Origin of the sequence: Yonghaparkia sp. Soil809 (assembly GCF_001429705.1) — a bacterium.
Lineage (GTDB): Bacteria > Actinomycetota > Actinomycetes > Actinomycetales > Microbacteriaceae > Microcella.
On the sequence record NZ_LMSV01000002.1, the window covers coordinates 800,990 to 814,388 of the forward strand.

Here is a 13,399-nt window from a genome sequence, read left to right on the forward strand (position 1 = left end):
GCTGACACCCGCGGCGCGGAGGTGGTGCAGGGAGATGGTTACTCCTTGACCGGGATCGCTGCTGCCTTGAGAGCATCGATCGTGGACGACTGGCCCGACTGCAGGGCTTCGAGGAGCGTACCGCTGCCCGAGACCGCACCGGAGAAGCCGTCGGCGACGTCGTTGTAGACCTGCGTCATCGTCGGGCCCCACGTGAAGTCGGGGTCGACGTTGTTGCCGGCCTCGGCGAACACCTCGTAGATCTTCTGTCCGCCGTAGAACTCGACGCCCTCGCCGAAGACGGGCAGGTCGGCGCCCTCGATCGTCGCGGGGTAGATGTTGGCGGTCTTGTTCATCGCGGTGAGCGCGTCAGCGTCGGTGTTGAGCCAGAGCGCGAACTGAGCGGCCTCGTACGGGTGGTCCGAGCCCTTCAGCACGGCCGTGGTCGAACCGCCCCAGTTGCCCGCGGCCGACTCGCCGGCCTCCCACTGCGGCATCGGCGCGACAGCCCAGTTGCCGGCGGTGTCAGGCGCGCCGCTCGCGATCGTGTTGGCGCCCCAGACGGCCGAGACCCAGGTCCAGATCTCGCTCGAGTTGTAGGCGGCGTTCCACTCATCGGTCCACGGCGGGTAGACGGCGACGAGGTCCTCGTCGATCAGACCCTGCCAGTACTCGGCGACGCGAGTGGTCTCCTCACCGGTGAGGTTGACCTCCCACTGCTCGCCGTCGTTGGCGAACCACTCGCCACCGGCCTGCCAGACGAGACCGGCGAAGGCGTTGATGTCGCTCTGCGAGAAGTTGTTGATGTACCCGCCCTGCTCGCGGATCTGCGCGGCAGCGGCCTGGTACTCCTCCCACGTGGTCGGCACCGGGATGCCAGCGGCCTCGAAGAGGTCGGCGCGGTAGAACATGGCCATGGGGCCGGTGTCCTGCGGGATCGCGTAGACCGCGTCCTCCTCGCCGAAGGTGACCTGGCTCCAGGTCCACGGCACGAACTGGTCCTCGGCCTCGAGGATTCCCTCGCAGGCCGCGATGTTCTCGAGGCCGTCCTGCACGCGGAAGTTGGGCATCGCGTCGAACTCGATCTGGCCCAGGTCGGGGGCGTTGCCGGCCTCGAGCTGGTTGAAGAAGTTCTGGTACGTGCCGCCGTTGCCGTTCGGTCCGGTCTGGACCTCGACCTGGATGTCGGGGTTCTCCTCGTTCCAGATGGCCACGGCCTCCTCGACGCCGGGGAGCCAGCTCGTGAAGGTCAGGGTGACGGGGCCGTCGGAGGGAGCGCAGTCGCCTCCGGCGGCGCCGGGGGCTTCGCTGCCTCCGGTCGAGCAGGCAGTGAGTGCCAGCGCCGTGAGAGCCGCCATGGCTCCGACGCGGGCGACGGTGGAGATCGCCATGCGATGTTCCTTTCTCTTGGTGGTTGTGGTGCGGGTCGTTCGGGTCGTGCGGTTTCGTGCGCCCGGCCTCAGGGGGGACGGGAGTTCGGGGGAGGGCCCTACTTGAGGCCGCCGTTCGCGAGCCCCGACTGCCAGAAGCGCTGCAGGCCGAGGAACGTGAGGATGAGCGGGATGATCGACAGGAGCGAGCCGATGATGACGAGCGCGCGGATGTCGGGGATCTGGCTCACCTGCGTGTTCCAGACGTACAGGCCGAGCGTGACGGGGAAGAGGCTCTCGTCGCGCAGCATGATGAGCGGCAGGAAGAAGTTGTTCCAGATCGCGACGAACTGGAACAGGAAGATCGTCACGAGCGCCGGCGCCATGAGGCGCGTGGCGACCGTGAAGAACGTGCGCACCTCGCCCGCGCCGTCGATGCGCGCCGCCTCGATGATCTCGTCGGGCACGCTCGCCGCGGCGTAGATGCGCGAGAGGTAGACGCCGAAGGGGCTCACGAGGCTCGGCAGGAAGACCGCCCAGATCGTGTTCGTCGCGCCGACCTGGCTGAAGAGCAGGAAGAGCGGGAGCGCGAGCGCCGTGGCGGGCACGAGCACGCCGCCGAGGATGACGTTGAAGAGCGTCTCGCGACCGCGGAAGGTGTACTTCGCGATCGCGTAGCCGGCCATCGCCGCGATGATCGTCGCGATGAGGGCGCCGATGCCCGCGTAGAGCGCGCTGTTGGCGAGCCAGCGCAGGAACACCGCGTTGCGGTAGTCGAAGAGCGCCGCGATGTTCTCGAAGAGCGCGAAGTCGGCGAACCACAGCGGCGCGGTCGTCGTGAAGTCGGTGCGCGTCTTGCTCGAGGCGACGAAGAGCCACCAGATCGGCGTGAGGAAGTACAGCGTCGCGACGACCATGACGGCCATGGCGATCGTGCGCGAGACGGCGCTCTCGCGGATGCCGCTGTGCTGGCTCGAGCCCGACCCGCGCGCGCGGCGCGGCGTCACGGCCTTCGCCGATCGAGGGGATGCTGTGGTCGCGGTCATGCTGCCGTCCTCCGCTGCGTGAGCTTGAGCACCGTGAACGAGAGCACGAACGTCGCGAGTGCGAGCACGACGCTCATCGCGGCGGCGAGGCTGATGTTCGGGATCGATGCCGTGGAGTAGATGGTGAGGTTCGGGGTGAACGTGCTCGTCACGGCCGAGCTGAACGACTGGAACACCTGCGGCTCGGCGAGCAGCTGCAGGGTGCCGATGATCGAGAAGATGCCCGTGAGCACGAGTGCCGGTACGACGAGGGGAATCTTGATCGACCACGCGATGCGGAACTGGCTCGCCCCGTCGAGGCGCGCGGCCTCGTAGATCTCGCTCGGGATCGCCAGGAGCGCCGAGTAGATGATGAGCATGTTGTAGCCCACGTAGACCCACGTGACGACGTTCGCGATCGACCAGAGCACCGATTCGGCCGAGAGGAAGTCGACGGTCTGCGTCACTCCCGTGAAGGGCGAGAGGTTGGGCGAGTACAGGAAGCCCCACATGATCGCGGCGATGACGCTCGGCACGGCGTACGGCGCGAAGAAGGCGAGTCGGAAGAACTTCGATCCGCGCACGAGCGGCGAGTCGAGCAGCAGCGCGAGGATCAGCGCCACTCCGAGCATGATCGGCACCTGCACGACGCCGAAGAGCAGCACGCGGCCGATCGACGACCAGAACGCCTCGTTCTCGAACACGGCGATGTACTGCGTCAGGCCGCCGAAGACCTGCACGGCGGGGCCGAAGGTGCCGTCGCGCTCGACGACGAGCAGCGACTGGTAGACGGCGTACCCGATGGGGATGACGTAGAACAGGGCGAAGAGCGCCCCGAACGGAACGAGGAAGACCGCGAGGGCTCCGCGATGGCGGATTCCGCGCGACTTCCGCACGGCTGTGTCGGTCACGATTCGCTCCTCTCGGTGAGCACGGCGATGACCCCGCCGGCGGGGACGACGGTCGACCCGGGGGCGACTTCGCTGCCCGAGACGAGGTCGACACCCGCGAGCGCGAGGCCCGTGAGTGCGAGCGGCTCGTCGCGGTGGTTGATGACGATCATGATGCTGCGGTCGGCGGCAGAGCGCACGACGATGTCGACATCGTCTCCGACCTCGATCGTGGGGATGCCCGCCTCGGCGCACAGCCGCCGCATGAGGTCGCGCAGCGGGTCGGCCTCGAGTGCCGTCGCGACGTACCACGCGGCGCCCGCGCCGTGCACGGCGCGCGTGAGCGCGGCAGACCCGGCCGCGGGGCCGGTCGCGAACCGATCGAGCACCTCGGCGCGCTCGGCGCGCAGCGCCTCGCTCCAGATGGTGCCCGTCGCGCCGCTCTCGAGCGTGACGGTCTCATCGGCGGCGAGAGGGCGCAGCTCGTCGATGACGAGGCCGAGCAGCTCGCGGAAGGCTCCCGGGTAGCCGCCGAGGCGGATCGCGGCCTCGTCATCGGCGATGCCGGTGAAGGGAGTGACGAGAACCGTCGCGCCGCTCGACGCGGCCCGAGCGATCGCGTCGGCAGCGGCATCCGATGCCGCGTAGAGAGTGGGGACGACGACGAGGTCGTAGCCCTCGAGCGCATCGCCGGGGCGGACCATGTCGACCGTGACGCCGAGCGAGCGCAGCGCCGCGTGATACCGGCGCGCCTCGGGCAGATAGCGCAGCAGCTGGCTGGGATGCGTGTCGACCTCGGCGGCCCAGCGGGCGTCGAACCCGACGACCATGGCGGCGCGCGCCTCGACGCGCGTGCCGACGACGGGCTCGAGGCGGTCGAGCAGCGCTGAGAGCTCGACGCTCTGCTGCCAGGCCGGGCCGGTCGCGCCGGCGTGGGGGAGGAGCGCGGAGTGGAACTTCTCGGCGCCGCGCTGCGAAGCGCGCCATTGGAAGAAGCACACCGAGTCGGCGCCGCGCGCGACATGGCCGAGCGCGGTGCGTGCGAGCTCGCCCTCGCGCTTGGCGTGGTTGACCGGCTGCCAGCTGACGGCGCTCGTCGAGGTCTCCATGAGCATCCACGGCGCACCGCCGGCGAGGCCGCGCGTGAGATCGGCGCTGAAGGCGAGCTCGGCGAGCGGGTCGGCGAGGCGGTGGTCGAGGTAGTGGTCGTTGGCGACGAGGTCGAGGTCGGCGGTCCAGCTCCAGTAGTCGAGCGCCGAGATGTGGTCGGTCACCATGAGGTTCGTCGTGACGGGCGCCGACGACGCGCGGCGGATGACAGCGGCCTCAGCTCGGTACTGCGCGAGCTGCTCGTCGGAGGAGAAGCGCTGGAAGTCGAGCAGCTGCGCCGGGTTGCCGGCCGAGAGCGTCGTGCGCGGGGGCAGGATGTCGGCCCACTCGCTGTAGCGCTGGCTCCAGAAGGCGGTGCCCCACGCGGTGTTGAGCGCCTCGATCGTGCCGTAGCGGGCCTCGAGCCAGCGACGGAACGCGGCCGCCGAGACGTCGCAGTAGCAGTGCGCGTTGTGGCAGCCGAGCTCGTTGCTCACGTGCCACAGGGCGATCGCGGGGTGCTGCCCGTAGCGGGTGGCGACGCGCTCGACGAGAGCGAGCGACCGCTCGCGGTACACGGGCGAGCTCGGGCACCAGGCCTGGCGACCACCGGGGTAGGCGATGACGCCGCTCCTGTCGCGCGGCAGGATCTCGGGGTGCAGGCGCGTCAGCCACGGCGGCGGCGAGGCGGTGCCCGTGCCCAGATTGATGCGGATGCCCGCCTCGTGCAGGAGGCCGATGATCTCGTCGAGCCCGCCGAAGTCGAACTCGCCGTCGCGAGGCTCGAGGTGCGCCCACCCGAAGATGTTGATCGCGACGAGGTCGATGCCGAGCTCGGTCATGAGCCGAACATCCTCGCGCCAGACCTCGCGACCCCACTGCTCGGGGTTGTAGTCGCACCCCAGCACGATCGACCGCGTCGGCCAGCCGGGCACGAGAGCGGCCGGGGCCGTGCGGGGGAGTACGGGGGTGAGGCTCACGGACCGTCCTGTTCCATCGTCAACATCGTTGTCGCTCGAGGAATCTGGGAGCGTGCACAGAGTGGCCCGTGACGATCGCTCGGAGGATTTCTGGGAGCGTGCACAGAATAGGCACCCCGGCGTCGGAGTGTCAACGATGCACCGCGCGTTCCGGCGTGTCGCGCGTGGTTACACTGGCGAAATGACCCCGCCGCCGTCGCGCCCCAAACGCGCCACGATCTTCGACGTCGCGGCCGAAGCGGGTGTCTCGCGCGGCACCGTCTCGCGCGTTCTCAACGGCGAGCCGTACGTCTCGGAGGCCGCGCGCCAGGCGATCGAGGCGGCCATCGCGAAGGTCGGCTACGTGCGGAACACCGCCGCGCGGAACCTCGCCAGGCAGTCCTCCGGAGCCATCGCGCTCATCGTGCACGAGCCGCACTCGGTCTTCGTCGACGACCCCAACATCGGCAACATCCTCCTCGGCACCAACAGCGCCCTCTCGGCCGCCGACTACCAGCTCGTCACGCTCGTGATCGAGACCGACCGCGACTCCGAGCGCGTGAGCGGCTACCTCGGCGGCGGCTTCGTCGACGGCGCCATCATCGTCTCCGCGCGCGAGGGCGACCCGATCTCGCGCGCGATCGCCGAGCTGCGCCTTCCGGCCGTCATGATCGGCCGACCCGACAACCAGCCTCGGCTCGCCTGGGTCGGCATCGACAACCGCGGCGCCGCGCAGCAGATCTCCGAGCGGCTCGCCGCGACCGGCCGCCGACGCGTCGGCATGATCGCCGCCGGCCTCGACCGCGACTCCGGCCGCGATCGCCTCGCCGGCTTCCGGGATGCCCTGGGCGAGCACTACGACGCCGATCTCGTCTCGCGACAGCCCTTCTACACCTTCGACGCCGGCGTCGCGGGCATGACCGAGCTCCTCGAGCGCGACCCGGCCGTGGACGGCGTCTTCGCGGCGTCGGACGCGGTCGCCGCAGGGGCGATCGACGTCCTGCGCGCCCGCGGGCGCCGAGTGCCGGAGGACGTCGGCGTCGTCGGCTTCGACGACTCGGCCTGGGCGCTGCGCAGCCAGCCGCTGCTGTCGACCGTCCGGCAGCCCGCCGCATCGCTCGGAGCCCGCGCGGCCGAGCTCGTGCTCGAGCAGATCCGCTCGGGAGGCACGAGCGGCGATGGGGGAGTCGTTCTCGACACCGAGGTCATCTGGCGCGCCTCGGCCTGAGCCGAGCATCCGTCGCCGCTTCGTAGACTGGGCGTATGCGCCGCCGTCCCCTCGCCCTCGTCGCCGGGATCACCGCCGGCGCTCTTGCGACGGGCGCCGGGCTGTACTCGACCGTCGCGCTCATGACGCCCGTGCCCGCCGTGACGGGCGAGGCCATCGCGCGGGCGAGCGTCGCGACCCCGGTCGAGACCGTCGCCCTGCCCGGATACGGGGCGAGCGCCGTCGGACCGCTCGAGGAGCGCGGGGAGGTCTACGCCGGGACCGACCTCGACACGCCGCGGCCGATCGCCTCGATCACGAAGGTCGTCACGGCGCTCGTCGTGCTCGACGCGAAGCCCCTCGCCGCGGGGGAGAAGGGACCGACGATCACCCTCGACGCCGCCGCGGGCGCGCTCGACGAGGAGTACACCGCGCGCAACGGCTCGGTCGCGCCGGCGCGCGAGGGACTGCAGCTGACGCAGCGCCAGCTCATCGACCTCATGCTCGTCTGGTCGGCCAACAACTACGCGGACACCCTCGCGATCTGGGCGTTCGGTTCGGTCGACGCCTACGTCGAGGCGGCTCGCGCGTGGATCGACCGCGCGGGTCTCGACGGCCTCCAGGTCGCCGACGCCACCGGCTTCTCGCCGCAGAGCGCCGCGACCCCCCGCGCGCTGCTCGACCTCGCCCGGCTCGCCGTCGCGAATCCCGTCATCGCCGACTCGGCCGGGCTCCAGCGGATCGACGTGCCCGGCGTCGGCGCCTTCGAGAACCGCAACACCGCGCTCGGGCTCGACGGCGTGACCGGCCTCAAGACCGGGACGACGGAGGAGGCCGGCGCGTGCCTGCTGTTCTCGGGGCGCGCCGAGGTCGACGGCGGGACCGTGGAGGTGGTGGGCGTCGTGCTCGACGCCGAGGTGCACGCCCGGGCCGCCGCCGACTCGCGCGCCCTGCTGACGAGCGTCGTCGACGACTACCGCACGGTCTCGCTCGGCACCGCAGGCGAGGTCGTCGCGCGCTGGCGCGCGCCGTGGGGCGACGAGGCCGAGCTGCGCATCGCCGAAGACGCGCGCGAGCTGGTCTGGGGCGGGGCGTCGAGCCAGTCGTTCGTGCCGATCCCGTCGCTGCCGCCGGGCGGCGCGGCGCCGTCCGATCCGCTCATGATCGTGCAGCTCGGCGACGAGCAGGTGGATGTCCCGCTCGAGTGGAGCGGACGGATCGCGGGCCCCGACCCCTGGTGGCGGCTGATGCGGCCGCTGCGCGAGTGGGGCATCCTCGCGGAGTGATCAGCGGCGCGGCGGCAGCGCGTCGGGCCGCTTGGCGGTGATGCGGTCGCCGGAGGACTGGTGGCGGATGCGCCGCACGACCCACGGCACGAGGTACTCGCGCGCCCAGCCCATGTCCTCCGTGCGGGCCTGCCGCCACGTGCGCACCGGGAGCGGCTCGGGCCTCATCGGCTCGAGGTCGTGGGCGACGCCGAGCGCGTCGAGCGTGGCCCGGGCGATCGTGTGGTGGCCGAGGGCGGAGAAGTGCAGCCGGTCGGGGTGCCACATCCGCGAGTCCTGCAGCTCGCGCAGCGCCCACATGTCGACCACGATCGCGTCGTGCGTCGCCGCGACGTACCGCAGGTTCTCGTTGTAGATCGCGACCTTGCCGCGCACGCGCCGCAGAACGGGCGTCATGCCGATGTCGGGTCCGTTGAACATGACCACCGTGGCGCCATCCGAGCGCAGGCGCACGATCGCCCGCTCGAAGCGCGCGGCGACCTCGTCCGGATCGGTGCCGGGCCGGATGATGTCGTTGCCGCCCGCGGAGATCGAGATGAGGTCGGGCCGCAGCGCGAGGGCCGGCTCGATCTGCTCGTCGGCGATCTGCTGGAGCAGACGGCCGCGGACGGCGAGGTTGGCGTAGGCGAAGTCGTCGGTGCGCTCGGCGAGCTTCTCGGCCACGCGGTCGGCCCACCCGCGGTGACCGCCGGGGGAGTCGGGCTCGGGGTCTCCGATGCCCTCGGTGAACGAGTCGCCGATCGCGACGTACCGCGACCAGGGGTGCAGCTGAGACATGCTCCCATCGTGACAGACGGGGCCGCTCCCGCGCAGTTCCGGGTGCCGAACCGGGTGCGTCCGGCCTCGCCAGGGCTAGCTGGGAGGAATCTGTAAGCTTCGTGGCCCCCGCACGGGGGGTGTGCTTGACTGTTCGCCGAGCGATTCCACCGAGTCGTTCGAACGAAGGCTGAGAGGCACCTGGCTCTCAGCCACAACGAAAGGGCAATCCCATGGGTTTCCTCGCTTTCCTCCTCCTCGGGCTCATCGCCGGCGCCATCGCGAAGCTGATCCTCCCGGGCAAGCAGAACGTCGGCTGGCTGATGACCCTCGTCCTCGGCGTCCTCGGCGCACTCCTCGGCGGATGGCTCGGCAGCGTGCTCTTCGGCACCGGCCTCGAGGAGTTCTTCGACCTCAGCACGTGGCTGCTCGCCATCGCCGGCGCCATCATCGTGCTCCTGATCTACGGCGCGATCGTCGGCCGCAAGGGCCGTCGCGCGTAATCGCGACCAGTACCGCCCACGGGGGCGGATCGCTTCGGCGGTCCGCCCCCGTTCGCGTGTCCGGCGGTCGTCGGTCGTCGGCGGTCGATGCCAGGATGTCCGCGTGAGCAAGCAGGACGGCAGCGGGCGGCAGGTCACGGCCGCGCCGACCGCCGACACGAGCGCGAGCATCCTGCATCTGGACATGGACGCGTTCTTCGCCTCGGTCGAGCTGCTCGAGCGGCCCGAGCTGCGAGGGAGGCCCGTCATCGTCGGCCAACGCGGGGCGCGATCGGTCGTCACGGCCGCGACCTACGAGGCCCGGCGCTACGGCGTGAACTCCGCGATGCCCATGGCCCTCGCGCTGCGCCGCTGCCCGAACGCGATCGTGCTCGAGCCCCACTACGACCGCTACCAGCACTTCTCTCGCGAGGTCATGCGGATCCTCGGCGACGCCACCCCCCTCGTCGAGCCGCTCTCGATCGACGAGGCGTTCCTCGACGTGCGCGGGGCCGTTCCGCTGTTCGGGCCGCCGTTCGCGATCGCGACCGCTCTGCGCGAGCGCATCCGGAGCGAGACGGGCCTCACCGCCTCGGTCGGGGCCGCTGCCACCAAGTTCGTCGCCAAGCTCGCCTCCAGCCAGGCCAAGCCCGACGGCCTGCTCGTCGTCCCCGAGGCCGACACGATCGCCTTCCTCCACCCCCAGCCGATCACCGCGCTGTGGGGCGTCGGCGCCTCGACGGAGGAGCGGCTCGCCCGACTCGGGCTGCGCACGATCGGCGACCTCGCCGCGACGCCGCTCGACTCCCTGCGCGCCGTCATCGGCGAGGCGGGCGCCGCGCGGCTGCACGAGCTCGCCTGGGGTCGAGACCCGCGCGCCGTGACGCCCGGGCGCGACGAGAAGTCGATCGGGCACGAGGTCACCTTCGAGCGCGACGTGAGCGACGCGGACGCGCTCGATCGCGAGCTGCTGCGCCTGTCGACGCGCGTCGCCGAGCGGCTGCGGCGCGGCGGCTGGGTCGCGCGCACGGTCGCGGTGAAGATCCGCTTCGGCGACTTCCGCACGATCACGCGCTCGCGCACGCTCGCCGAGCCGAGCGACGTGGCCGAGCGGCTCTCGCGCGAGGCGCGGGCGCTGCTGGGGGAGGCGCGGCCGGCGGGCACGGGCATCCGCCTCATCGGGGTCAGGGCCGAGAACCTGCTCCCCGCGGGGTCGGTGGCGCGCGGCCTCTGGGACGACGACGAGCCGTGGCGCGAGACGGAGACGACGCTCGACGCGGTCGCCGAGCGGTTCGGCCGCGGGGCGATCCAGCGCGCATCCCTGCTCGCGCCGGGGGAGCGGCGGCGGCGGTCGGCGCTCTCGACCCACGGGACGGACTCCTCGACCGACGGCGCGGCCCCGTCGACCGACGATGTCGGCGGCCTCGACTAGCATCGGGTCGAGTGAGCACCCCCGACCGCACCGCCCCCCACGTGGGCACCTTCGCGGCCGAGCATCTCTCCCCGTCCTTCCCCGAGCGGGCCGCTCGCGGCACCGCGAGCCGCCTGCGCGCCTGGCAGGCCGAGGCCCTCGACCGCTACTTCGAGCGCGAGCCCCGCGACTTCCTCGCCGCCGCGACGCCCGGCGCCGGGAAGACCACCTTCGCCCTGCGCCTCGCGACCGAGCTGCTCGCGCGCCGCAGCGTCGATCGCGTCATCGTCGTCGCACCGACCGAGCACCTCAAGCGGCAGTGGGCCGACGCGGCGCACCGCGTGGGCATCCGGCTCGACCCGGCGTTCCGGAACAGTCAGCGGGTCATCCCGCGCTCGTTCCACGGCATCGCCGTGACGTACGCGCAGGTCGCCGCGAAGCCCTACCTGCACCGCACGCTCACCGAGACCGCCTCGACCCTCGTGATCCTCGACGAGGTGCACCACGGCGGTGACGCGCTCAGCTGGGGCGACGCCATCCGCGAGGCCTACGAGGGCGCCGCGCGGCGGCTGTCGCTCACCGGCACGCCGTTCCGCTCCGATACCGCGCCGATCCCGTTCGTGTCGTACGTGCCCGACGAGCAGGGCATCCGCGTCTCGCAGACCGACTACTCCTACGGCTACGGGCGGGCTCTCGCCGACGGCGTCGTGCGCCCCGTGCTCTTCATGGCCTACGCGGGGAAGGTGCGCTGGCGCACCACCACGGGCGACGAGATGGAGGCCCACCTCGGGCAGGGCGACACGCAGGACGTCACCGCGCAGGCGTGGCGCACCGCCCTCGACCCCGAGGGGCAGTGGATGCCCGGGGTGCTGTCGGCGGCGGACCGCCGGCTCACCGAGGTGCGCCACGCCGTCCCCGACGCCGGGGGCCTCGTCATCGCGACCGACCAGACGGCCGCGCGAGCCTACGCCGCGCTGCTGCACCGGATCACCGGGGAGGCCCCGACGGTCGTCCTCTCCGACGACAAGGGCGCGAGCGAGCGGATCCAGCAGTACGCCGACGGCGACGGCCGCTGGCTCGTCGCGGTGCGCATGGTCTCGGAGGGCGTCGACGTGCCGCGCCTCGCGGTCGGCGTCTACGCGACCAGCTCGTCGACGCCGCTGTTCTTCGCGCAGGCGATCGGCCGCTTCGTGCGCGCCCGGCGACGCGGCGAGACGGCGTCGATCTTCATCCCGAGCGTGCCGCCCATCATGGGCCTCGCGAACGAGCTCGAGCGCGAGCGCGACCACGCCCTCGACCGCGAGGGCACCGGCGACGAGCTGCTCGCCGACGACCTCATGCGCGAGGCCGAGACGGGCGAGAGCGCGAGCGACGCGCTCACCGAGACGTACGCGTTCGCGGCGCTCGAGTCGCACGCCCAGTTCGACAAGGTGCTCTACGAGGGGGTCGAGTTCGGCCAGCAGGCCGAGGTCGGCAGCCTCGAGGAGCTCGACTTCCTCGGCCTGCCTGGCATCCTCGAGCCCGACCAGGTGCACGAGCTGCTGCGCTCGCGCTACCAGCGGCAGATGCGCCGCGTCGCCGAGCGTCCGCCGTCGGAGCGCCAGCCGGCGCCGCTCTACCGCACCCTCAAGGAGCAGCGCACGCTCCTCAACAGCCTCGTCGGCCTCCGCGCGAAGCTCACCGGGCAGCCCCACGGGCACGTCCACGCCGAGCTGCGCCGCGTGTGCGGCGGGCCCGCGGTCGGCCAGGCGAGCGTCGCGCAGCTGCAGTCGCGGATCGACTTCCTCCGCCGTCAGATGGCCGCAGGGGGCTGACGGCGGGCCCCGCGCCGTCGCGTCGGCGCCTCGCGCGGCAGGATGGTGCCATGCGCGACACCCCCTACCTCGTGATCGACGCCGACGTGCTCGAGGCGAACCTCGCTGAGATGGCCGCGCACGCCCGCGCCGTCGGCGTCGCGCTGCGCCCGCACGCGAAGACGCACAAGACGCTCGAGATCGCGCGCCGCCAGCTCGCGCACGGCGCCGTCGGGCTCACCGTGGCGACGGTCGCCGAAGCCGAGATCTTCGCCGCGGCCGGGTTCGCCGACCTGTTCATCGCGTATCCCGTCTGGGCCGAGGGGTCCCGCGCCCACCGCCTCCGCGCGCTCGCAGCAGCGGCGCGCGTGCGCGTCGGCGCCGACTCCGTCGAGGGCGTGCGGATGCTCGCCGACGCCGTGCGCGCCGGCCGCCCCGACGCGCCCCCGCTCGCGATCGCGGTCGAGGTGGACAGCGGTCACCACCGCTCTGGTCTCGCGCCCGAGCGCGCCGCGGAGGTCGCCGCCGCGGCGCTCGACGCCGGACTCGCGGTCGACGGGGTGTTCACCTTCCCCGGGCACGCCTACGGGGTCGGCGCGGGCGGCCTCGCGGCGCGCGACGAGGCCGGGGCGCTCGCGAGGGCGCGCGACGCGCTCGCGGCCGCGGGCATCCCGTGCCCCGTCGTGAGCGGGGGATCGACGCCGAGCGCCCGCGCGGCCGATCGCGGCGTGCTGACCGAGCTGCGACCGGGCGTCTACGCGCTCGGCGACGCCCAGCAGTGGGAGCTCGGGTCGTGCGAACCGGGGGCCATCGCGCTGCAGGCCCGGGCCACCGTCGTGAGCCGTCGGCCGGGCGTCGTCGTCGTCGATGCCGGCAGCAAGACGCTCGGAGCCGACCGCCCGGGGTGGACGACGGGCTTCGGGCGCGTGCCCGCCCTGCCGGAGGCGCGCATCGTCGCCCTCTCGGAGCATCACGCGACGATCGCGCTGCCGGACGGCGTCGAGGCTCCTGACCTCGGCTCCCGGCTGAGCATCGCCCCGAACCACGTGTGCATGGCCGTCGCCCTCGCCGACGAGCTCGTCGTGGAGACCGCGGAAGCGGAGGCCGGGGTCTGGGCCGTCGCGGCGCGCGGGGCGAACGCGTAGGCCGGCG

At 72.3% G+C, this 13,399-nt stretch carries 11 protein-coding genes; 6 read left to right on the forward strand and 5 right to left on the reverse strand.

Annotated features, from left to right (window positions below):
* Positions 1 to 38: 38 nt before the first annotated feature.
* The 4 genes from ASG83_RS11260 to ASG83_RS11275 form a co-directional block, all read right to left on the reverse strand.
* Positions 39 to 1,370 (reverse strand): ABC transporter substrate-binding protein, encoded by a 1,332-nt coding sequence (locus ASG83_RS11260; protein WP_055861366.1) that lies wholly within the window; start codon positions 1,368 to 1,370, stop codon positions 39 to 41.
* Positions 1,371 to 1,468: 98 nt separating this feature from the next.
* Positions 1,469 to 2,395 (reverse strand): carbohydrate ABC transporter permease, encoded by a 927-nt coding sequence (locus ASG83_RS11265; RefSeq protein ID WP_082599215.1) that lies wholly within the window; start codon positions 2,393 to 2,395, stop codon positions 1,469 to 1,471.
* The gene (locus ASG83_RS11270) at positions 2,392 to 3,285 is read right to left on the reverse strand and encodes a carbohydrate ABC transporter permease (RefSeq protein ID WP_235451463.1); all 894 of its coding nucleotides are present in this window, start codon (positions 3,283 to 3,285) and stop codon (positions 2,392 to 2,394) included. Before ASG83_RS11270 ends, ASG83_RS11265 begins: the two co-directional genes overlap by 4 nt.
* Positions 3,282 to 5,333 (reverse strand): beta-galactosidase, encoded by a 2,052-nt coding sequence (locus ASG83_RS11275; protein ID WP_082599216.1) that lies wholly within the window; start codon positions 5,331 to 5,333, stop codon positions 3,282 to 3,284. Before ASG83_RS11275 ends, ASG83_RS11270 begins: the two co-directional genes overlap by 4 nt.
* Before the next feature lie 181 nt (positions 5,334 to 5,514).
* Between ASG83_RS11275 and ASG83_RS11280 the strand changes: the two genes are divergently transcribed.
* Positions 5,515 to 6,540 (forward strand): LacI family DNA-binding transcriptional regulator, encoded by a 1,026-nt coding sequence (locus ASG83_RS11280; protein WP_055861369.1) that lies wholly within the window; start codon positions 5,515 to 5,517, stop codon positions 6,538 to 6,540.
* Positions 6,541 to 6,575: 35 nt separating this feature from the next.
* Complete coding sequence (locus ASG83_RS11285; RefSeq protein WP_055861371.1) at positions 6,576 to 7,805, forward strand: D-alanyl-D-alanine carboxypeptidase family protein; 1,230 nt, start codon at positions 6,576 to 6,578, stop codon at positions 7,803 to 7,805.
* Here the strand turns inward: ASG83_RS11285 and ASG83_RS11290 are convergent, their stop codons facing one another.
* Positions 7,806 to 8,582, reverse strand: a complete 777-nt coding sequence (locus ASG83_RS11290) for an SGNH/GDSL hydrolase family protein (protein ID WP_055861373.1) — start codon at positions 8,580 to 8,582, stop codon at positions 7,806 to 7,808.
* Between the two features lie 212 nt (positions 8,583 to 8,794).
* Between ASG83_RS11290 and ASG83_RS11295 the strand changes: the two genes are divergently transcribed.
* The 4 genes from ASG83_RS11295 (at position 8,795) to ASG83_RS11310 (ending at position 13,392) form a co-directional block, all read left to right on the forward strand.
* Positions 8,795 to 9,064, forward strand: a complete 270-nt coding sequence (locus ASG83_RS11295; protein WP_055861376.1) for a GlsB/YeaQ/YmgE family stress response membrane protein — start codon at positions 8,795 to 8,797, stop codon at positions 9,062 to 9,064.
* Between the two features lie 103 nt (positions 9,065 to 9,167).
* The gene (locus tag ASG83_RS11300) at positions 9,168 to 10,475 is read left to right on the forward strand and encodes a DNA polymerase IV (protein ID WP_055861378.1); all 1,308 of its coding nucleotides are present in this window, start codon (positions 9,168 to 9,170) and stop codon (positions 10,473 to 10,475) included.
* Positions 10,476 to 10,486: 11 nt separating this feature from the next.
* The gene (locus tag ASG83_RS11305) at positions 10,487 to 12,268 is read left to right on the forward strand and encodes a DEAD/DEAH box helicase (RefSeq protein WP_055861380.1); all 1,782 of its coding nucleotides are present in this window, start codon (positions 10,487 to 10,489) and stop codon (positions 12,266 to 12,268) included.
* A gap of 50 nt (positions 12,269 to 12,318) precedes the next feature.
* Complete coding sequence (locus tag ASG83_RS11310) at positions 12,319 to 13,392, forward strand: alanine racemase (RefSeq protein ID WP_055861384.1); 1,074 nt, start codon at positions 12,319 to 12,321, stop codon at positions 13,390 to 13,392.
* Positions 13,393 to 13,399 lie beyond the last annotated feature (7 nt).